20 protein-coding genes are annotated in these 21,345 nt (G+C 64.1%); 13 read left to right on the forward strand and 7 right to left on the reverse strand.

Going from position 1 to position 21,345, the window contains the following annotated elements:
• Positions 1-14: 14 nt before the first annotated feature.
• Together argG and BH93_RS06070 are read right to left on the reverse strand one after the other, a co-directional pair.
• Entirely contained in the window at positions 15-1,430 is a 1,416-nt protein-coding gene (gene argG, locus BH93_RS06065) for an argininosuccinate synthase (RefSeq protein ID WP_032401789.1), read from the reverse strand.
• Positions 1,431-1,465: 35 nt separating this feature from the next.
• Positions 1,466-2,167 carry a FadR/GntR family transcriptional regulator gene (locus tag BH93_RS06070; RefSeq protein ID WP_037171970.1) on the reverse strand — a complete coding sequence of 234 codons (702 nt, stop codon included), beginning with the start codon at positions 2,165-2,167 and terminating at the stop codon, positions 1,466-1,468.
• 99 nt (positions 2,168-2,266) lie between these two features.
• Here BH93_RS06070 and aspA point away from each other — a divergent pair, with 99 nt between their 5' ends.
• The 4 genes from aspA (at position 2,267) to BH93_RS06090 (ending at position 6,422) form a co-directional block, all read left to right on the forward strand.
• Positions 2,267-3,706: an aspartate ammonia-lyase gene (gene aspA / locus BH93_RS06075; protein WP_037171968.1), complete on the forward strand. Its 1,440-nt coding sequence runs from the start codon at positions 2,267-2,269 to the stop codon at positions 3,704-3,706.
• A 4-nt stretch (positions 3,707-3,710) separates the two neighbouring features.
• Complete coding sequence (locus tag BH93_RS06080; protein WP_037171967.1) at positions 3,711-5,144, forward strand: amino acid permease; 1,434 nt, start codon at positions 3,711-3,713, stop codon at positions 5,142-5,144.
• Positions 5,137-6,021 carry an asparaginase gene (locus tag BH93_RS06085; RefSeq protein WP_037171965.1) on the forward strand — a complete coding sequence of 295 codons (885 nt, stop codon included), beginning with the start codon at positions 5,137-5,139 and terminating at the stop codon, positions 6,019-6,021. Before BH93_RS06080 ends, BH93_RS06085 begins: the two co-directional genes overlap by 8 nt.
• Before the next feature lie 77 nt (positions 6,022-6,098).
• A complete protein-coding gene (locus BH93_RS06090; protein WP_037171963.1) occupies positions 6,099-6,422 on the forward strand; it encodes a hypothetical protein in 324 nt (107 codons plus the stop codon).
• On the opposite strand, the gene BH93_RS06095 is transcribed toward BH93_RS06090, so the two are convergent.
• A complete protein-coding gene (locus BH93_RS06095) occupies positions 6,387-7,193 on the reverse strand; it encodes an MOSC domain-containing protein (RefSeq protein ID WP_037171960.1) in 807 nt (268 codons plus the stop codon). The genes BH93_RS06090 and BH93_RS06095 overlap by 36 nt on opposite strands.
• A gap of 21 nt (positions 7,194-7,214) precedes the next feature.
• Between BH93_RS06095 and BH93_RS06100 the strand changes: the two genes are divergently transcribed.
• A complete protein-coding gene (locus BH93_RS06100) occupies positions 7,215-7,787 on the forward strand; it encodes an isochorismatase family protein (protein ID WP_032380294.1) in 573 nt (190 codons plus the stop codon).
• On the opposite strand, the gene BH93_RS06105 is transcribed toward BH93_RS06100, so the two are convergent.
• Positions 7,784-8,386 (reverse strand): hypothetical protein, encoded by a 603-nt coding sequence (locus BH93_RS06105; protein WP_037171958.1) that lies wholly within the window; start codon positions 8,384-8,386, stop codon positions 7,784-7,786. The two genes, BH93_RS06100 and BH93_RS06105, sit on opposite strands and share 4 nt — an antisense overlap.
• A gap of 61 nt (positions 8,387-8,447) precedes the next feature.
• Between BH93_RS06105 and BH93_RS06110 the strand changes: the two genes are divergently transcribed.
• Together BH93_RS06110 and BH93_RS06115 are read left to right on the forward strand one after the other, a co-directional pair.
• Entirely contained in the window at positions 8,448-9,851 is a 1,404-nt protein-coding gene (locus BH93_RS06110; protein WP_037172230.1) for a glucose-6-phosphate dehydrogenase, read from the forward strand.
• 173 nt (positions 9,852-10,024) lie between these two features.
• Entirely contained in the window at positions 10,025-10,177 is a 153-nt protein-coding gene (locus BH93_RS06115; RefSeq protein ID WP_155290872.1) for a hypothetical protein, read from the forward strand.
• A 60-nt stretch (positions 10,178-10,237) separates the two neighbouring features.
• On the opposite strand, the gene BH93_RS06120 is transcribed toward BH93_RS06115, so the two are convergent.
• Positions 10,238-10,444: a PspC domain-containing protein gene (locus BH93_RS06120; RefSeq protein ID WP_037171957.1), complete on the reverse strand. Its 207-nt coding sequence runs from the start codon at positions 10,442-10,444 to the stop codon at positions 10,238-10,240.
• 286 nt (positions 10,445-10,730) lie between these two features.
• On the opposite strand from BH93_RS06120, the gene ppk2 reads away from it, so the two are divergent.
• The 3 genes from ppk2 to BH93_RS06135 all read left to right on the forward strand — a co-directional run bounded on the left by ppk2 (position 10,731) and on the right by BH93_RS06135 (position 14,725).
• Positions 10,731-11,675, forward strand: coding sequence for a polyphosphate kinase 2 (ppk2, locus tag BH93_RS06125; protein WP_052064875.1), 945 nt, complete (start codon positions 10,731-10,733; stop codon positions 11,673-11,675).
• Positions 11,676-12,696: 1,021 nt separating this feature from the next.
• Entirely contained in the window at positions 12,697-13,530 is an 834-nt protein-coding gene (locus BH93_RS06130) for an alpha/beta hydrolase family protein (RefSeq protein ID WP_037171956.1), read from the forward strand.
• A 223-nt stretch (positions 13,531-13,753) separates the two neighbouring features.
• A complete protein-coding gene (locus BH93_RS06135) occupies positions 13,754-14,725 on the forward strand; it encodes an alpha/beta hydrolase (protein WP_165430232.1) in 972 nt (323 codons plus the stop codon).
• On the opposite strand, the gene BH93_RS06140 is transcribed toward BH93_RS06135, so the two are convergent.
• Positions 14,726-16,798, reverse strand: a complete 2,073-nt coding sequence (locus BH93_RS06140) for a prolyl oligopeptidase family serine peptidase (RefSeq protein ID WP_037171954.1) — start codon at positions 16,796-16,798, stop codon at positions 14,726-14,728.
• A gap of 115 nt (positions 16,799-16,913) precedes the next feature.
• Here BH93_RS06140 and lpdA point away from each other — a divergent pair, with 115 nt between their 5' ends.
• Positions 16,914-18,329, forward strand: a complete 1,416-nt coding sequence (lpdA, locus tag BH93_RS06145; protein WP_027498423.1) for a dihydrolipoyl dehydrogenase — start codon at positions 16,914-16,916, stop codon at positions 18,327-18,329.
• A 68-nt stretch (positions 18,330-18,397) separates the two neighbouring features.
• Here lpdA and BH93_RS06150 read toward each other — a convergent pair whose 3' ends face one another.
• Entirely contained in the window at positions 18,398-19,447 is a 1,050-nt protein-coding gene (locus BH93_RS06150; RefSeq protein ID WP_037171952.1) for a M48 family metallopeptidase, read from the reverse strand.
• A 283-nt stretch (positions 19,448-19,730) separates the two neighbouring features.
• Between BH93_RS06150 and BH93_RS06155 the strand changes: the two genes are divergently transcribed.
• A complete protein-coding gene (locus BH93_RS06155) occupies positions 19,731-20,471 on the forward strand; it encodes an MlaE family ABC transporter permease (RefSeq protein ID WP_371832095.1) in 741 nt (246 codons plus the stop codon).
• A gap of 94 nt (positions 20,472-20,565) precedes the next feature.
• Positions 20,566-21,345, forward strand: coding sequence for an ABC transporter permease (locus BH93_RS06160; protein ID WP_242459217.1), 780 nt, complete (start codon positions 20,566-20,568; stop codon positions 21,343-21,345).

A 21,345-nucleotide genomic window follows, 5' to 3' on the forward strand; every position in this document is an offset into this window, starting at 1 on the left:
CGGCAACCAGACAGCTAGTCGGTGCCGGACTCGATGGCGGCGTGGTCCAGTGCAGAGGAGTCCACGGAGCTCCCGGGGCTGCTTGCGGCGATGGCGTCGGCTCCGCCCGCAGGCAGTTCGCCGATCAGGTCGCCCCAGGCCGTGAGCTGATTCTGCGCGGCGTACTGCTCGAGTTTGCTGCGAGAATCGGCTATGTCGAGGTTGCGCATCGTCAGCTGGCCGATGCGGTCGCCGGGGAAGAACGCCTGGCCCTGGCTCCGTTCCATCGACAGCTTCTCGGGGTGGTAGCTGAAGTTGGTGCCCTGGGTGTCGACGATGGTGAAGTCCTGGCCGCGGCGCAGACGCACCGTCACACTGCCGCTGACGACGTTGCCGACCCAGCGCTGCAGACCCTCGCGCAGCATCAGTGCCTGCGGGTCGAACCAACGTCCCTCGTACAGCAAGCGCCCCAGTCGACGGCCCTCGTTGTGGTACGAGGCGACGGTGTCCTCGTTGTGGATGGCGTTGACGAGGCGCTCGTAGGTGATGTGCAGCAACGCCATTCCGGGGGCCTCGTAGATGCCGCGGCTCTTGGCTTCGATGATGCGGTTCTCGATCTGGTCGCTCATGCCGAGGCCGTGGCGTCCGCCGATGGCGTTGGCTTCCATGACGAGGTCGACAGGGCTGTCGAAGCTCTTGCCGTTGATCCGCACCGGGCGGCCGCGCTCGAACTCGACGGTGACCTCCTCGGGAGCGATCTCCACCTCGGGGTCCCAGAACCTGACGCCCATGATGGGGCTGACGATCTCGAGGGACGTGTCCAGGTACTCGAGCTTCTTCGCCTCGTGGGTGGCGCCCCAGATGTTGGCGTCGGTTGAGTACGCCTTCTCTGCGGAGTCGCGGTAGGGGAGGGTGCGCTGGGTGAGCCACTGCGACATCTCGTGGCGGCCGCCGAGCTCGGCGACGAACGCCTCGTCGAGCCAGGGCTTGTAGATTCGCAGCTGCGGATTGGCGAGCAGACCGTAGCGGTAGAACCGCTCGATGTCGTTGCCCTTGTACGTCGAACCGTCGCCCCAGATCGAGACGCCGTCTTCGGCCATCGCGCGAACCAGCATCGTGCCGGTCACTGCACGGCCGAGCGGGGTGGTGTTGAAGTACGTCTGCAGCGACGAGCGAATGTGGAATGCACCGCAGGTCAGCGCAGCCAGGCCCTCCTCGACGAGCGGCTCACGGCAGTCGATGAGCCGCGCCTGCTCGGCCCCGTATGCCAGGCCGCGCTCGGGCACATCGGACAGATCCGGCTCGTCGTACTGGCCGATGTCGGCGGTGTAGGCATACGGAATCGCGCCGTGCTCGCGCATCCATGCCACGGCCACCGAGGTGTCGAGACCGCCGGAGAATGCAATGCCGATTCGTTCGCCGACCGGGAGGGAGTTCAATACCTTCGTCACGGCAAGCAGCCTAGTCGGACGGGCTACTCGGGCTGTTATGGGTGATCGGCGAGCGACTCCACTGCACCCCGGACGGCATCTAGGTGCGCGGTCATGGCACGGGCAGCGTCGTCGTACCGGCCTGATCGGATGCCGTCGACGATCGCATCGTGCTCGATGTTGGACTGCTGCTGGCGGTGGGCGACGAGATTGAGCGTCTCCGATTGCCGCGTCAACGCATCCCGGATGTCGACGATGATCGCCTCGAACACGCGGTTCTTGCTGGCCCGCGCGATGGCGGTATGGAACTGCGCGTCCAGCAGCACCCAGGCCTCGTGGTCGTCCTCGGAGCGCATCTCGTCGGCCAGGCCGGCGAGCACCGTCAGCTCCTCCTCGGTGCGACGCTCCGCGGCCCAGCCGGCTGCGGGGATCTCGACGTGCGGGCGGGCCTCCATCAGTTCACGGGCGGCGTAGTTGCCGATGTCGAGGTCGCTGCCGACCCGATCGCGGACGACAAAAGTGCCGAGGCCCGTCTTGGTTTCGGTCAGACCGAGGGCATGGCACGAGCGCAGGGCCTCGCGGATGACGGAACGGCTGACGCTGTGCCTGGCGGCAAGGGCCGCCTCGGACGGCAACTTCTGGCCGACGGAGAGATCTCCCGACGAGATAGCCGCGCGCAGATCGGCGAACACCGCCTCGGCCGCGCTCATGCGCGCAGTGGTGGGCTGCCTGACCGCCCAGCTGTCCGACAGGTTCATAACGTGATCCTAGCGTGGGGTTGACCGATGAGGTGTTCTGCGCCACACTATACCTGTCAGACAGCCGGACAGCTGGACACCCCCACCTAGGAGCGCACTGTGGCCGATACCCGTATCGAGAAGGATCTTCTCGGGGAACGTGACATCCCGACGAGCGTGTATTGGGGAATCCACACTCTGCGAGCCCTGGAGAACTTCCCCATCACCGGGCGTCCGATCTCCACCAACGCGCACCTCGTTCGCGGACTCGCGGCGGTGAAGTGGGCGGCCGCGTCGGCCAATCAAGATCTCGGAATTCTCGACGCCACCCGCGGGGAAGCGATCCGCACGGCGTGCCAGGAGATCCTCGACGGCCAGTGGCACGAGGAGTTCGTCGTCGACGTCATTCAGGGCGGCGCGGGCACCTCGACCAACATGAACGCCAACGAGGTCATCGCCAATCGCGCCCTGGAGATCCTCGGGCATCCGCACGGCGACTACAGCATGCTGCACCCCAACGAGCACGTGAACGCTTCGCAGTCCACCAACGACGTGTACCCGACGTCGGTCAACATCGCGACCATTTTCGCCGTCCACGAGCTGATCGCCTCGATGAAGGTGTTGCGAGACGCGTTCTCCCGCAAGGCAAGCGAGTTCGCTACCGTCGTCAAGATGGGCCGCACCCAGCTGCAGGACGCGGTGCCGATGACCCTCGGCCAGGAGTTCGGCACCTACGCGATCATGATCGACGAGGACTGCTCGCGGCTCGAGGAAGCAGCGCTGCTGGTCCACGAGATCAACCTCGGGGCCACCGCAATCGGCACCGGCCTCAATGCACCCGCCGGCTACACCGAATCGGCCGTCGCGCATCTGCGCACCATCACCGGCCTGCCGCTCGTCACCGCGACGGACCTCATCGAGGCCACCCAGGACGTCGGGCAGTTCGTGCACCTCTCCGGTGTGCTCAAGCGAGTCGCAGTGAAGCTGTCGAAGATCTGCAACGATCTGCGGCTGCTGTCCTCCGGACCGCGAGCCGGCTTCAACGAGATCAATCTCCCTCCGATGCAGGCGGGTTCGTCGATCATGCCCGGCAAGGTCAACCCCGTCATCCCCGAGGTTCTCAATCAGGTTGCCTACGAAGTGATCGGCCACGACGTCACCATCACGATGGCCGCCGAGGCAGGACAGCTGCAGCTCAACGCATTCGAGCCGATCATCGTCAAATCCCTGTCCGACGGCATGGCGCATCTGAGCGCCGCATGCCGAACCGTCGCGCATCGATGTGTCGACGGCATCACCGCCAATGTCGATCTGTTGCGTGAGCGCGTGGAGAACTCCATCGGTCTGGTGACCGCGCTCAGCCCGTACCTCGGATACGTGGAATCGACTGCCATTGCGCAGGAAGCACTGGTCAGTGGCCGCAACGTCGTGGATCTCGTACTCGAAAAGGGCCTGCTGGCGCGCGAGGAGCTGGATCGACTGCTGAGCCCCGAGCATCTCGCGAACCTGCGGGTGGCTCCCACCGAGCATGCCGTTGCTCCCGAGACGTCGACGAGGTGACACGATGAGCACCGAGAACCCGACAACCAAGCAGGCCTTCAGCGAAGAGGACCTGGGGTATCGAAAAGAGCTGGCCCCGCGCCAGATTCAGATGATCGCCATCGGCGGCGCGATCGGCACGGGCCTCTTCATGGGTGCCGGCGGCCGACTGCACGACGCTGGGCCGGCCCTGGTGCTCGTGTACGCGCTGTGCGGCTTCTTCGCGTTCTTGATCCTGCGCGCACTGGGCGAGCTGGTGATGCACCGCCCGTCGTCGGGATCGTTCGTCTCGTACTCCCGCGAGTTCTTCGGGGAGAAGGTCGCGTTCGCCGCCGGCTGGCTCTATTGGATGAACTGGGCGATGACGGCCGTCGTGGACGTCACGGCCGTCGCGCTGTACATGAACTTCTTCAAGAAGTACTGGGCCCCACTGGGCAACGTCGACCAATGGGTGTTCGCGCTCGCAGGCTTGGTGCTGGTACTCGGCTTGAATCTGGTGTCGGTCAAGGTGTTCGGCGAGCTGGAGTTCTGGTTCGCGCTCATCAAAGTCGTTGCGCTGGTGACCTTCTTGGCGATCGGTACCTACTACGTCATCTTCGGAACCCCCATCGACGGGCAGGAACCGGGTCTGAGCGTCCTCACCGACAACGGCGGTCTCATCCCCAACGGACTGCTGCCGGCGATCGTCGTGATCCAGGGTGTCGTGTTCGCCTACGCCTCGATCGAGCTCGTCGGCACCGCAGCCGGGGAGACGCAGAACCCGGAGAAGGTCATCCCCAAGGCGATCAACACCGTCATCGTCCGCATCGTCGTGTTCTACGTCGGCTCGGTTCTGCTGCTGTCACTGTTGTTGCCGTACACCGCCTATCAGGCCGGTGAGAGTCCGTTCGTGACGTTCTTCGGAGCCATCGACGTCGAAGGTGCCGACGCGATCATGAATCTGGTGGTCCTCACTGCGGCGCTGTCCTCACTCAACGCCGGGCTGTACTCCACCGGGCGTATCCTGCATTCGATGGCCGTCGCCGGCTCGGCGCCGAAATTCGCTGCACGGATGAACAAGTCGGGTGTACCGTACGGCGGCATCGCGCTGACGTCGGTGGTGACATTGCTCGGCGTCGTCCTCAACGCCGTTGTGCCGGCGCAGGCATTCGAGATCGTGCTCAACCTCGCTGCACTCGGCATCATCAGCGCCTGGGCCGTCATCGTGGCGTGTCAGCTGAAGTTCTGGTCGCTGTCCAAGACCGGCGCGGTCACCCGACCTGCATTCCGACTGTTCGGTGCTCCGTACACCGGATACGCAACGCTAGGCTTTCTGGCGTGTGTACTCGTGCTGATGGCCTTCGACAAACCGGTGGGAACCTGGACGGTGGCGTCGATCCTGCTCATCGCGCCGATGCTGATCGGCGGTTGGTACCTGTGCCGCAACAGAATTCGAGAGGTGGCGGCGCGCAGTGAGTGAGCATGTCGCCTTGTTGACCACCGGCGGGACGATTGCCAGCAGTCGAGACGAGCACGGGGTCTCTCGTCCGGTTGCCGGCGCGGGGATCGAACTCGACGGTGTGCGAGTGCGCGAGGTGATGTCGAAGGACAGCTCCGCCCTGGACTTCACGGATCTCGACACCATTCGCACGGCAACGGCCGACGCTCTGGCCGAGGACGGCTGCGTCGGAGTGGTGGTGCTGCACGGCACCGACACGATGGAGGAGTCGGCGTTGTACGTCGATCTGTTCCACGACGACGAGCGTCCGGTGGTGTTCACCGGTGCGCAGCGCACCTCGGATCATCCCGATCCGGACGGTCCGAACAATATCGCTGCAGCGGTGGCGGCAGCGCAGTCCGAGCAGGGTGTCCTGATCGCCTTCGGCGGACGGGTGCTGCCTGCCCGCGGTGCCATCAAGACGCACACCACCGAGCTCGATGCGTTTCGGTCTGCGGCGCTTCGTCGGCCGAAACCCCTGCAGTGGAAGCCCGTTGCCGGGATTCGGGTCGACATCGTCGCCCTGTACCCCGGTGCCGACGGTATGCAGATCGACGCCGCCCGTGAAGCCGGGGCGTCGGGGATCGTGCTCGAGGCGCTGGGCTCGGGCAACACCAATGCCGGAGTCGTGCACGCAGTGAAGGAGGCGGTGGCGGCCGGGGTGCACGTGGTCGTCACGACGCGGGTGCCGTTCGGTGAGACCTCACCGACGTACGGCGGCGGCGGAGGTGGACACGATCTGCTCGATGCAGGTGCGGTGTTCTCGCGGGAACTGCGCGCGGGGCAGGCACGCATTCAGTTGGCGGCGCTCGTTGCCACCGGAGCAAGTGACGTGGTCGTCCACAATTCGTTCTCGTAGGCGGAAAACCGTCTGCGGAGGCAAATAGTGGACACTCAGCGCACCACACCCGCGCTATACCGTTACCCTAGGTAACTATGGTCGCCGCGATCGAGATCGAATTCGCTCCGCATTGGGTGAACGCGGCGCTGGTGCGCACGCTGGCACGGCCGTTCGTCACGATCGACGGCGTCGAGCATCGGCAGTCGTGGACCGAGTCGTCGACGTATGCAGTCGAGCCAGGTGCCCACGAGGTGACGTCGTTCATCCGATACCGCGGCACGAACGCTGCACTGGGAACCGGCCGTCGAACGGTGACTGTGCAAGCAGGGCAACAGGTTTCGATGTGCGCTCGCAACGGCTGGGCCAATCATATGCCGTTCGAGCTAGAGCTCCGACGCGCCCCAGGTCTCGACGAGTAGTTCGTCACCGATCGACACGGTGCCGTTCTGCAGCACCGAGAACTTCGCTCCGAAGGCGACGCCCTTCTGCCGCGCGCGGCGGTAGGTGGCCAGAGTGCGCAGGGGTTCGGGGCCGCCCCGCTCACCGGTGGTCTGCTCGACCGTGGTCACCGCACACCGGATGGCCAGTTTGGTGTAGGTGAGGCGAGCGGACCCGATCCCGACCTCGCGAACCTCGTCTTCCCGATGCGGTTCTTCCCAGCCGTCGACGACGATGTTCGGGCGAAATCGATCCATCGGCAGTGCGACGTCGAGTCGGGAGTTGAGACCGGCCAGCGTGGCGGTCGAGAGGATGTGCACGGCGGCGCTGTCGGCGAATTGTGCTGACCCGGGCGAGATTCCATCGGTGACTCGGCCGTGGTCGCGTGGAGCGGCGACCAGCCTCGACGGTTCTCCGATCACCTCGGTGAGCCAGGCGGCAACCTCGTCGCCCTGATCGATACCTCGCATGGGTGCGCGGAACATCGTGATGTCGCGCGGCGCGGAGTCGCGATCGACGGACACGGTCATCGAACCTGCCGATGCGTGTTCGAGAGTCAACGCCCCGTCCGTCATCGAGCACCGAACGACCGCGAGAACGGGATCGCTGCGCTGACTGCGAAAAGCGCCGTCGTCGTCGACGATCATGAACGCTCGATCGTGTTCGAGCCCGGTGGCACTCACCGAGGCCGAATTCAGTGCGACACCTGCGCATCCCTTGACGGGGTAGGTGACCAGAGACGAGATGCGCACGCGTCGAGGATACTGGGCTCCATGACACGTGCTCTGTTGGTAGTGGATGTGCAGAACGATTTCACCGAGGGCGGCGCGCTCGCGGTGACCGGCGGTGCGGAGGTGGCGCGCAAGGTCAGCGCGTACCTGGCGCGCCACGGCGACGAGTACGACCTCGTGGTGTCCTCGCGCGATTGGCACGATGCGGAGGGCGACAACGGCGGACACTTCGCTACCGATGCCGCCCCGGATTTCGTCACCACCTGGCCGGTGCACTGTGTGGCGGGCACGGTCGGAGCCGAGTATCACCCGGACTACGCGACCGGTTCGGTCGACGTGCACGTCTACAAGGGGCAGGGGAAGCCGTCGTACTCCGCGTTCGAGGGCGTCACCGAGGACGGGACACCTCTGGCCGAGGTACTCGCCGCCAACGAGGTCACTGCCATCGACGTCGTCGGACTTGCGACCGACTACTGCGTGCTGGCGTCGGCGAAGGACGCTGTGACCGAGAAGCTCGACGTCCGCGTTCTCACCGACCTCGTTGCGGGAGTTGCGCCCGAGACCTCCGCTGCGGCCCTCGACGATCTGCGGGCGTCCGGTGCGGCGGTGGTCTAACCGTCGATCGTCGTGGTGATGAGGGTGACCGACGGTGCGGCGGGGGTGCTTCCGAAGCCGAAGGTCACCGGGGGAGTGACCGGGGTGAGTGTCCCGAGGTCCTCGCCCTGCCAGGATGCCGAGACGTCGGTGACGCGGTGTTGCCCTCGCGCACCGTAGTACTCGCGTCGGCCGCCGCCTGCGCTGCCGCGGGTGCGTACTCCCCGCAGGATCACTCGGGCGATGGGGTCGCTGATCGCGCAGAACCACGGCGCCGTGGACACCGCGTCGGGAACGAGGCTCAGCGCGCGCCCGAGCAGGGTGGGTCCGGCAACGCGGATTCTCACCGACAGATCACCGGCCTGTACCGACCGCCAGTTGTCGGGCTGAGCGGCGAATGTCACCGGCACGATCTCGGTGGAGTCGAAGGTGTATGTGGCGGTGACGAACTCTCGAACGTCCTCGTCGGGCGCGACGAGCAGGCGTCTCCCGTCGGCGAATTGGATCATGACGTCGGTGAACTCGCCGAGTGGCGATCGAGTCCAATGTCCGACGACGATTCGCACACCCGACGCTGTGCCTACCCCGTAGATCTCACCGTGAAACCGTGATCTTGTCATCGTGCACCCTTACCTCGTCAGCACTGTGCGCTCCCAAACTGTGCGGTGCATAGTGGAGGTCATGGCGTCCTCTCAACCCACTGTATTCGTCCTGTTCGGCGCAACCGGAGACCTCGCGAAGCGAATGGTCCTGCCGTCGTTCTACCAACTTCACGTCGAAGGCCTGCTGCCCGAGAAGTGGGTCCTGATCGGCAACGGGCGTAAGGACTCGTCCGACGACGAGTTCCGCGATCATGTCCGCAGCGTGCTCGACGAGTTCGTCGAGAACGTGGCCGAGGACGATTGGTCGGCATTCTCCGAGCGAATCCGCTTCGCGGGCAACGGCTTCACCGTCGACGATCCCGGCAAGCTGCCCGAGGTCGTGGCCGAGGTGAAGAAGGACATCGGCGACGACGCCCAGTTGGTGCACTACATCGCGTTGCCGCCGAGCACCTTCGTCGACTACACGAAGGCCCTCGGTGCACACGACCTGGCCGACGGTGCCCGGGTGGTCTACGAGAAGCCCTTCGGCACGTCGCAGAGCAACTTCGAGGAACTCGACAAGGCCGTCCACGAGGTGGTCGACGAAAAGCAGGTCTATCGAATCGACCACTTCCTCGGTAAGGAAGCGACGCAGAACCTGCACGTGGCGCGGTTCGCCAACGGAATGATCAGTGGCATCTGGAACGCCGAGCACGTGGCGCAGGTACAGATCGACGTCCCCGAGACGCTCGACATCGACGACCGCGCCGAGTTCTACGACGCCACCGGTGCCGTGCTGGACATGCTCGTCACGCATCTGTTCCAGGTCGCGGCCGAGGTGGCGATGGAACCGCCCGCATCGCTGAAGGCCGATGATCTGCAATCGGCTCGCGAGACGGTGATCGGCCAGTTCCGGCCGCTCGACACGGCCGAAGTGGTTCTGGGTCAATACGACGGTTACCGCGACGTCGAGGGCGTCGACGAGAACTCGAACGTCGACACGTTCGTCGCGGCCACGTTGTGGGTCGACACCGACCGCTGGCGTGGGGTTCCGTTTCTGCTCCGCACGGGAAAGATGTTGGGTGTCAGCGAACAGCGCGTCTCGTTGGTGTTCCGCAAGCCGGCCGACAGTCCGCTGGGCGAGCTGCCGGAGGACGGCGCGGTGCTCTCGTTCGACCTCTCCGGCGACGGCAGCATCGACATCGCCATGACGGTCAAGGAGCCGGGTCCGGATTTCGACCTGTCGGTCGGACACCTTGCGCTGCCTCTCGAGTCGGTGCCCGATGCCGAGCCGCTCAGCCCGTACGCGCGCCTGATTCTCGACGTGCTGGGCGGCGACCGATCGCTGTTCACCCGGCCCGACGGTTTGGCGCACGTATGGGACGTGGCTGCGCCGTTGCTGAACGACCCGCCCGCGGTGCAGAGTTATGCGCCCGGTTCGATGGGTCCTGCCGCGGCCGACGAACTCACGGCACCGTGCGGGTGGTTGATCACCGGAAAGTGACGACGACCGATCGGATTCTGCTCCAGCGAGTAGGTTTCGTGTCGCCAAACAGTCCGCAGGTCCTTTTTGTCCGAAACCGTGGACCAGGCTGTGTTCGGAACGTTATGTTTCACACCGCCTGGTCACACGTCCGGACCGGGCCTCAGTCCTGCCTTCGAAAGGTAACCATTCACATGCTTCTCGATCTCATCACCGGTCTGCTCGGCGGCGGCACCGACGGCGGCGGCCTCGGCGGAATCATCACCGACGGCATCGCCGCAGGCATCTCCGACGCGATCACCGGTCTGTTCACCGGTAGCGCCGAGGGAATCTCCAGCGCCAGCTAGCCGCAAAGCCCCGGCCCGGTTCGTTCGGGTCCGGGGCTTCGTCGTGTTCGGGCTGCGCTGTCATGCATGACGCGGCACCAGCATCAGGGCCGCGAGGTAGATCAGCACGACGGTACCGCCGGTCAGGACCGCTCCGGCGACGGTGGCGAGTCGGACGACATTGACGTCCCAGCCGAAATATTCGGCGATGCCGCCGCACACACCTCCGATCATCTTCTGTGAACTGGACAGGGTGAATTCTCTGGGTGAACCGCTCTCGAATGTCATGGTGAAAAGTCTGCGTCATCAACGGCTTTCGGCACATCGGGGGTTTCACCCATATCGACCCCGATATACGGATGGTCCGAAAACGCAGCGCGAACAAGATTCTCGACTTTTCCCGGTCGAGCCCTGGACCGGAGGCTTCGGCGAGGGTTACGGTCGCACCTGATCGGACGCGCGCGTGCCCGGCCCGTCCCCCTTGCGGGCCGGGGCGACGCGTTGCGTGCCGCAGGTGTCAGCTGTTCACCGAATCGCCATGGATTGGTCACCGAGGAGCACTAACTTTCGGCCCATGACCGCCAACGATCTTCGCAACGGTGAGGCTTCGCGCACCGACCTGAGCGAACTGCTCGACGTCACCACGGCCGTGGATCTTGCCGATACGTCGGGTTTCACTGTCGACGACTCCGATGACGACGACCCGGTTCTGCTGACGGTTCCCGACGGGCACGTCGTCGATACCTGGCGGGAGAACTACCCGTACGACGAGCGCATGACCCGGGCGGAATACGACCTGGAGAAGCGCCTGCTGCAGATCGAACTGCTCAAGCTGCAGATGTGGACCAAAGAGACCGGTCGACGTCACGTCATCATCTTCGAGGGTCGTGATGCTGCCGGTAAGGGTGGCACGATCAAGCGTTTCATGGAGCACCTGAACCCCCGCGGTGCCAGCGTCGTCGCCCTGGAGAAGCCGTCGGCCCGTGAGTCGACGGAATGGTACTTCCAGCGGTACATCGCGCATCTGCCCGCCGCAGGCGAGATAGTCATGTTCGACAGGTCTTGGTACAACCGGGCAGGTGTGGAGCGCGTCATGGGTTTCTGCACCGACGAGCAGCACGCTCAGTTCGTCCGGCAGGCTCCACTGTTCGAGCAGATGCTCGTGGACGAGGGCATCAGTTTGACCAAGTTCTGGTTCTCGGTGTCGCAGCACGAGCAGCGCACCCGCTTCGCCATTCGGCAGGTCGACCCGGTGCGGCAATGGAAACTCTCGCCCATGGACCTTGCATCGCTGGACAAGTGGGACGCGTACACCGCTGCGAAGGAAGAGAGCTTTCGCGCTACCGACACCGACGTCGCACCGTGGACGGTCGTCAAGAGCAACGACAAGAAGCGCGCCCGCATCAACGCGATGCGTTTTGTGCTCAACAAATTCGACTATGCCAACAAGGACCCCGAAATCGTCGGTGAAACAGACCCATTGCTCGTGGGGCGCGCGAAAGACGTGATCGGCGAATAGTTTTCGACCGGAACGCGGTGCGCTTTCCGGCAAAACGTTGCGGTACCGACTCTTCGGGATCTCGAGTTGGTACCGGGTACTGCACCGGAGGTGCGTGTGCGGTAGGAACGAGGTAGGTCGTATCACCTACGGCTGTACGTACACACGAGCATCAGGAGATCCCATGGGTTCAGCAGCGCAGTTCATTTCCGACATTGCCACCGGAGTCTACGACGGCATCGTCGATGCGATCGTCGACCAGATCGTCGGCGTGCTGACGTCGGGTAGCGCCGCTTAAACAGTGCGTGACGTGCCGCGGTCGCCGTCGGGGGGGCGGCCGCGGCATCGGCGACGTCGTGACCGTTTTGTGATGGCTCACTAAGATTTTCGACTTTTAGTCCCGAATGCGTATACAGAACGTTATCTGGTCGGGTAGAAATCTTCTTGCAGAGGTAATCGAGTGACGACCGTCACGTTCGATCTGCACATCCCCCTCTATCAAGGAGTCTGTCGCATGTCCGCTGAACTCGGTGACCTCTTCACAATCCTCCTCCAGCTCTTCTCGGGTATCAGTTCTTCCTCGGACTGACCGACCGCCGCGCCGTGGGCCTGAAGGCCCGAACGGCTGACCGCAGTCTCTCGTCCGACGAACTTGCAACGGTTCACGATGCTGTGTCGGCATCGAATCGCCCTCTCTCGAAGGAGTTTTCATGGAATTGCTCGCAATCCTGCTGCAGTTGCTCGCCCTCGGTAGCTCGGAAGGTACCGGCTCGGCCCTCGAGGTCCCCGGCCTGCCCTCCTGATTCACGGCTTCCCGACCAACGGCTTCGAGCCGGGCCCGACGTACCGTCGGACCCGGCTCTCGTCGTTCGAGGCGTCATGCGTTCGATCGAAAAGATCTGTACGACTCGATGATTCACCAGCGATCCGGTAGTCCTGAGCCCTATCGTCGCTGCGGCCGGTAACTCCCGGCCGATCATTCGGTGAGGTAGACCCTCGGGGGATGGACAGTCGAAATCCCGCTCCGTCATAGGGTGGGCCGATGCAGACGGTTCCGATTCAGATGCCCGACGGTTCGACGGTGCCGGTGTCGCTGTTCCCCGGCGAAGGACGTGACGATGCGCCTGTGATCGTCGTCCTTCCCGGCCTTGGTATTCCCGGGGGTTACTACCGTTTGTTCGCCGAGGCGCTCGTCGCGCGCGGGTTCCATGCCGCGATAGGCGACCTACGCGGTCAGGGCGACAGTGTCCCGAAACCGAGTTCGGCGAGTCGGTACGGCTACCAAGAATTGGTGTCGGTCGATTTTCCGGCGATCTTCGAGGTGGTTCGGGAGCAGTTCCCGGAGGCGACGCCCTACCTTCTCGGTCACAGCATGGGTGGGCAGCTCGGGTCGATGTACGCCGCCCGTATCCGCGGCAGGCTCGGCGGGTTGATTCTGGTGGCGTCCGGGTCGCCGTATCACCGTGGCTTCGGCACGACCCGCGGCGTGCCGCTGTACGTGGGCGCGGCCGCCATGGCGATCACCAGCAGCATCGCCGGATTCTGGCCCGGGGACCGAATCGGTATCGGCGGTTTCGGTCGTCAATCGCGTGTCCTCATCGACGATTGGTCCCGATTCGCGCGCACCGGATCGATCGAGCCGGCGGGGGCGGACATGGACTACGAGGAGCGCATGGGCCGGCTGACGCTTCCGGTGCTCGCGGTGACCATCGAAGGTGACGACCTCGCACCGCGCGGCTCGATGGACAACCTCGTCCGCAAGCTCGTTAGTGCCGACGTCACTTCGAAGCACGTGGACGAGCCGCTCGGTCACAACGGCTGGATCCGTAACCCCACCGCGGTGGCCGACCTCGTCGCCGAGTGGATGCACAAGTAGATCACTCGAATTAACTTTTGGTTTTTCACCCACTAGTCGTCACTTCTACATACTTTCGGTTCGTTTTGGTGTAGAAAGCTTTTGAACCAACAATTGTTCGACGACGTTAGTGAGCACGACTATGAACGGCGTGGGGGATTCTATTCGTCGACGCAGGGGTGGGACGAGGGTCGTCCGGTCGTCCAGAGGGCGCAGACTGGCAGTTCTGTGTGTGGCCGCCTGCATGACGGCAGTGGTGCACCCTCTCGCGAACGCGACGCCGATCGACCCGCTGTCGATTCCGTCCACATCGTCCTACGTGGTGCGCACCGAGGCGACCGACGACGTGGCCATGACCGCGTTCGTCCACTCGGCGGCGATGGATCGAACGATTCCCCTCGAGATTCTGCGCTCACCCGACCGGACGGCACCGAGTCCCACGCTGTACCTGCTCAACGGTGCGGGCGGCGGAACCGACGGAATGGACTGGTACACCCAAACCGACGTCGTATCCTTCTTCGCCGACAAGAACGTCAACGTGGTGACGCCGGTGGGTGGGGCCTACTCCTACTACACGGACTGGCAGCACGACGATCCCGTCCTCGGCCGCAACAAGTGGGCGACGTTCCTGGCGGACGAACTGCCCCCGCTCATCGACGACCTGCTGGACACCGATGGGCGCAATGCTATTGCCGGTATCTCGATGGCGGCGACATCGGTACTGAATCTGGCGATTCGGAATCCGGGGCTCTACAAGGCCGTCGGCTCGTACAGCGGCTGTGCTTCGACGACCGATGCGTTGGGCAAGGCGTACGTCAAAACGGTCGTGTCCATGGCGCTCGGTGCGAACGTGGCGAACATGTGGGGACCGGACAACGACCCGGATTGGATTCGCAACGACGCTGTGGTCAATGCCGAAAGTCTGCGTGGCACAGCGCTGTACGTCTCCAACGGCAGTGGTCTGGCCGGTGCGTCGGACACTCTGGACGGGACCAATCCCAACGGACCGGGCTTCGTGCTGCTCAACCAGATGGTCGTGGGCGGTGCTATCGAGGTAGCCACCGGCGACTGCACTCGGCGTTTGAAGACCGCCCTCGAACGGCTCGACATTCCGGCTCATTTCGAGCTCCGTGACCGGGGTACCCACTCGTGGGGTTACTGGCAGACCGACCTGCACAACTCGTGGCCGATGTTCGAGGCCGCTCTCGCCGGGTGATCAGCGGTCTCCCCCTAGGTGTCGCCACAGAAACTCGTAGGTCAACGCCGTCTTGAAGGCCAACTGCGCATTGTCCGACGCCCCGCCGTGCCCACCTTCGATGTTCTCGTAGTAGCTCACGTCGTGGCCGAGTTCGGCCAGTGATGCGGCCATCTTGCGAGCGTGTCCGGGGTGGACGCGGTCGTCCCTCGTCGACGTCGCGATCAAGATCGGTGGGTACCGGCGCTCCGACGCGGGCACCACGTTCTGATACGGGGAGTACTGCGAGATGAACTCCCACTCGTCCGGGTCGTCCGGGTCGCCGTACTCGGCCACCCAGGACGCGCCCGCGAGCAGCAGGTGGTACCGCTTCATGTCCAGTAGCGGGACCTGGCATACCAACGCTCCGAACAGTTCCGGGTACTTCGTCACCATGATGCCCATCAACAGGCCGCCATTGCTACCGCCCTGCGCGGCCAGCCGATCGGTGGTGGTGATGCCTCGGGTGACGAGATCGCGTGCGACAGCGGCGAAGTCCTCGTGCACCAGATGGCGTCCGGCGCGCAGTACCTGGGTGTGCCAGGACGGCCCGTACTCACCGCCGCCGCGGATGTTGGCCACGACGTAGGTGCCACCACGTTCGAGCCACGCCCGTCCGGTTGCGCCGCTGTAGCCGGGGGTCATCGAGATCTCGAAGCCGCCGTAGCCGTACAGCAGCGTGGGACCGGGCCCGGAATCGGCGCGGCGGACGACGAAGTAGGGGATCTGTGTTCCGTCGTCCGAGCGGGCGAAGAACTGCTCCACCGTCATACCGTCGGCGTCGAAGAACCCCGGGGCCTGCTTGAGGATCTCGAGTTCTGCTCCCACCGTGCCGAGCAGGAGCGTCGCCGGAGTGAGATAGCCGGAGGAGGAGAGAAAGAACTCGTCACCGTTCTCCTCGGCGTCGGTGCCGACGATCTCGGTGGACGTCAGGTCCGACAACCCGTCGATGGTGGTCGTGTCCCACTCCCTCGTGCGCGTTTTGCGTCCTTCCAGGTACGCAAAACGCGCACGAGGGGTGAGGACGTGCAACTGCGTTCGTACGTCCTGCAGCGTCACCAACAGCAGGTAGTTCTCGGTCCAGGCGTACTGATGTAACGAAGTATGCTCGTCCGGGGCGAACAGAACTGTCAAAGATGCTGTGCCGGACATGAACTCGTCGAAATCTGCAGCGAGCAGTGCACCGGCCGGGTAGGTGGTGTCGCCGACGGTCCACGGCGTCATGGTCCGAACCAGCAACCACCTCTCGTGCACCGAGGTCGACGCATCGGTCGGCGTCGAGATCAGCGTCAGATCGGACCCATCGAGCAGGTAGGTCTCGGAGTTGTAGAAGTCGGTGGCCCGCTGGACGAAGTCGCGTTCGAAGCCGGGGGTGCGGTCGTGCCAGGCGGAGATCGAGATGTCCTGTGCTTCACCCTCGAAGACGGTCTCGGCCTCGACGAGGGGAGTGCCGCGCCGCCACCGCTTGGTGATCCGCGGGTAACCCGATTCGGTCAGTGAACCGGGTCCGAAATCGGTTCCGACGAAGACGGTGTCGGCATCGATCCAGCCGATGTCGGTCTTGGCCTCGGGTAGCGCGAATCCGCCGTCTTCCGGGGCGCGGAACGTGCGGGAGTCGAGATCGAACTCACGGACCACCGTCGCGTCGGCTCCGCCGCGCGAAAGAGTGACCAGCGCCAGCCGCTGATCGGGCCGCAGCACCTGGGCACCGCCCCAGACCCAGTTCTCACCCTCGCTCTCGGCCAGCGCGTCGAGATCGAGCAGCACGTCCCACACCGGATTCTCGGTTCGGTATTCGTCCATCGTGGTTCGACGCCAGAGACCGCGGACGTGCTCGCCGTCGCGCCAGAAGTTGTACAGGAACTGCCCGCGGCGTCGGGCGTACGGAATGCGGGCGTCGGTGTCGAGAATCTCTCGGATGCTCGCCTCGGTGGCCTCGAAGGCCGGACCGCTCAGCGCCTCGACCGTCACCTCGTTCTTCTCGCGCACCCACGCGAGCGCAGCGTCGCCGGTGACGTCTTCGAGCCAGAGGTACGGGTCGTCCGAAATTGCCATTCCACAGTTCTAGCAGCAGACGCGTCCTCGGGTCGGCCGGTGATCGAGAGGCTACCGACGGGTAACGAAGACCAGGTCGAGACAGTGCGGCAGAGCACGACTACGCTGGGGCCTCGTGACCTCACACTATGACGTCGTTGTCCTCGGAGCCGGTCCCGGTGGGTACGTCGCTGCTATCCGCGCGGCACAACTCGGACTCAGCACTGCCATCATCGAGAAGAAGTACTGGGGCGGTGTGTGCCTGAACGTCGGCTGCATCCCCTCCAAAGCCCTTCTCCGTAACGCCGAGTTGGCGCATCTCTTCACCAAAGAGGCCAAGCTGTTCGGTATTTCCGGTGAAGCGTCCTTCGACTTCGGCGCGGCATTCGACCGCAGCCGCAAGGTCGCCGACGGCCGCGTCAAGGGCATCCACTTCTTGATGAAGAAGAACAAGATCCCCGAGTACGACGGCCAGGGCACGTTCACCGATGCCAACACCATCGAGGTCGAGCTGACCAAGGGTGGCACCGAGACGATCACGTTCGACAACGCGATCATCGCCACCGGTAGCACCACCAAGCTGCTCCCCGGAACCGAGCTGAGCAAGAACGTCGTCACGTACGAAGAGCAGATCATGACCAAGGATCTGCCGGGTTCGATCCTGATCGTCGGTGCCGGTGCCATCGGCATGGAGTTCGGCTACGTGCTCAAGAACTACGGCGTCGACGTCACCATCGTCGAGTTCCTCGATCGGGCGCTCCCGAACGAGGACAAGGACGTCTCGAAGGAAATCGAGAAGCAGTACAAGAAGCTCGGCGTCAAGGTCATCACCGGTGCAGGCGTGCAGAGCATCGACGACGACGGCTCCAAGGTCACCGTCGAGATCAAGCACAACAAGTCCGGTGAGAGCGAGACCTTCACCGTCGACAAGGTGATGCAGTCCGTCGGATTCGCCCCTCGAGTCGAAGGATTCGGCCTCGAGAAGACCGGTGTCGAGCTCACCGATCGCGGTGCCATCGGCATCACGAACACGATGCAGACCAACGTCCCGCACATCTACGCCATCGGCGACGTCACCGCCAAGCTCCAGCTCGCCCACGTGGCGGAGGCGCAGGCCGTCGTGGCTGCCGAAACCATCGGCGGCGCAGAGACATTGCCGATCGACGACTACCGGATGATGCCGCGCGCCACGTTCTGCCAGCCGCAGGTCGCCAGCTTCGGTCTCACCGAGGACCAGGCCCGCGAAGAAGCGCAGGCTCGTGGATCCGACATCAAGGTCGCGAACTTCCCGTTCGCCGCCAACGGCAAGGCCCACGGCCTGGGCGACGCGACGGGCTTCGTCAAGCTCATCGCCGACACCGAGCACGGCGAGCTGCTCGGCGGCCACCTCATCGGACCGGACGTCTCCGAGCTGCTGCCCGAGCTGACCCTGGCTCAGAAGTGGGATCTGACGGTCAACGAGCTGGCCCGCAACGTCCACACGCACCCGACTCTGTCGGAGGCACTGCAGGAAGCGATCCACGGCCTCGCAGGCCACATGATCAACTTCTGATCCTCTCCCCGGAACACAACGGCGGCGACCACTTCGGTGGTCGCCGCCGTTCGTTCTGTGTGCTCTGCCTACGACTTTCGCCAGTGATCGAAGCGGCCCTTGATGTCCGACGCCACGTCGCCGATTCCGTTGCCGACGGCGTCGACGGCACCGGTGAAGCCACTTCCGATGTCGCGAACCGTCTTGATCAGCGGGTCCTCCGAGGTGTCGAAGTTGTTCTTGTAGGTGCGCGCCGCGTTACGGAACTCCTCCGCCACCTTGGCCTCGTGGTCGGTGGACCTGCGCGGGTAGTCGCCCCGCAGTACGGTCGCGTACTCGCCGCTGTCGACCCACTTCTTCAGCTCGGCGGCGCGCAGAACGGAGAAGGGATGCGAGAGGAGTTCGAGATTGAGCAGCTTGAGCACGCCGTCACGCAGATCCCCACTGGACTCGTACTCGGCAGCTTGCTGGAGGAATGCGTCGACGTCGATCTCGCTGATGCGTGCGCCGCCCGCCAACTTGAGCTGCACGCGGATCGCGGTGTGCACATCCTGTCCGCACAGCAATCCTGCTCTGTCGCCGGATAATTCGGATTTGCGCTGCCATTCCATCAATCCTGCAATGACCGCGCGCAGGGCCCAGCCGCCCACCGGAACCCAGCCGACGGTGCCGGCGAGGCGCATCAGATGCATCAGCACGGTGCGATACACCGCGTGACCGGACAGCGCGTGGCCCAGTTCGTGGCCGACGACGAATCGCTGCTCCTCGTAGGTCATGATGTCGAGCATGCCGGTGGTCAGGACGATGAACGGGCGGTCCATGCCGATGGTGAACGCGTTGACCATCGGCGACTGAACCACGAACAGTTCGGGTGTCTCCTCGGCCCCGAGAATCTGCACGCAGTCGGTGCGCAGGTCGTTCAAGTCCTTGAATTGGCGTTCGTCGACGCGCACCGCGGTGGCGAGGTACATCAGGCGATGCTGTCGTTCGCGCAACAGACCCGACAGCGTGCGCAGAACGGTGTCGAACCCTTTGAGGGTGCGCAGTGTGACCAGGGCAGCTCGGTCCGACGGGTGCTCCCACGTGCGAGAGGAGATATCGGGGAATTCGATGCGAGTGCGATCCGGAGGGGTGGTCAATCTGTTTCTCCCAGTAGTCGGTGGAAAATTAAAGTATCAGTAAAGCGGGGTGAGTGGTCCGAACTCGGATCATGAAGCAGTGCTACCGATTCTGTGAACACTCATAGCTCAGCGACTGATGAAAACGTCACTTGGTCGAGCGCATGCTGGTAGCTTTCGATTCTGCGCGGGGGAGTCGCGCTTCTCGTAAAGCCTGGGGGGTGGGGAATTGTCGTCGCGAACATCGACACTCGCGCGCGTCAGCGACGGGGTGTCCGGTGGATTCAGAACATTCGGGCAAACCCTGGAACTGGGCGTACTGGCCTTCGTTCACCTCTTTCGCGATGTCGTCACGCTGCGTCATCCGTGGCGCGACACCATCGACCAGGCCTGGTTCGTCGTCACCGTCACGGTGGTTCCAGCAATATTGGTGTCGATCCCGTTCGGCGTCATCGTCTCCGTGCAGGTCGGCAGTCTCACCGATCAGATCGGCGCGACGTCCATCGCAGGAGCAGCGGGCGGGCTCGGGGTGATCCGCCAAGGTGCCCCGATCGTTGCGGCACTGTTGTTGGGCGGTGCCGCAGGCTCGGCGGTCGCTGCCGATCTGGGGGCGCGGACGATCCGGGACGAGATCGACGCGTTGTCGACGATGGGAATCGACCCGGTGCGCAGGCTTGTCGCGCCGCGGTTGGCGGCCATCCTTCTGGTGGCACCGTTCTTGTGCATCCTCATCATCTTCATGGGCTTGGCTGCGGGCTATGCGATCAACGTCGGCTTTCAGAGCGGGACGCCCGGCAGTTACATCAGCTCGTTCGCGTCGTTCGCCTCGGTGGCGGACCTCGTCGTAGCTCTGGTGAAGACCGAGATATTCGGGATCATCGTCATCGTCGTCGCCTGCCACCGTGGGTTGTCCGCCGCCCACGGACCGCGCGGGGTAGCCAACGCGGTCAACGCCTCCGTGGTTCTCGGTGTGGTGTCCGCGTTCACCGTCAACGTCGTGATCACCCAGGTGGTTGCGATGTTCATGCCACAGAAGTTGGGCTGAGATGGCAACTCCTTCGCGCTACACCGTGCACGGCACCGCTCACCTCACCCGCGGTGCCAGGTACCTCGGGCGTAAGCCGTTCGCGGTGCTCGAGATGCTGGGCCATCAACTGACGTTCTGCGTCAAGGTTCTCACCGCGATACCGCATACCGTTCGCTCCTACCAGCGTCAGATGCTGCTGATACTCAGTGACATCACCTGGGGCAGTGGAAAATTGATCGTCGGTGGCGGGACGGTGTCGGTGCTCGTCGTACTGGGTGTTGCGGTGGGTGCGTCGGTCGGAATCGAAGGATTCAATTCCCTCGGCATGGTGGGCATGGAGCCGTTGACCGGTTTCATCTCGGCGTACGCCAGCACTCGCGAACTGGCCCCGATGATCGCGGCCATCGGATTCGCGACGCAGGCAGGATGTCGAATGACGGCCGAGATCGGTGCGATGCGTATCTCGGAAGAGATCGACGCCCTCGAAGCTCAAGGCATACAGTCGATGCCGTTCGTCGTCACCACCCGAGTGATCGCGGGAATCGTCACGATCGTGCCGCTCTACCTGCTGACACTCATTCTCAGCTACGTATCGTGCGCCGTGGTGGTTCGAGTGTTCGGCGGCCAGTCGTCCGGCACGTACGACCATTACTTCAGCGCATTCCTGCAGCCGATGGATGTGCTGTTCTCACTGCTCAAGGCAGCTGTCTTCGTCGTGACGATCATCCTGATCCATGGCTATCAGGGGTACTACGCCTCGGGTGGTCCGGAAGGTGTCGGCCGCGCCTCGGGTCGCGCGATCAGAGCCAGCCTCGTCGCGGTGGTGGTACTGGACATGATCATGACGTTGGTTCTGTGGGGATTCGACTCGGGCATAAGGATTTCGGGGTAG

The sequence above is a fragment of the Rhodococcoides fascians A25f genome, assembly GCF_000760935.2.
GTDB lineage: Bacteria > Actinomycetota > Actinomycetes > Mycobacteriales > Mycobacteriaceae > Rhodococcoides.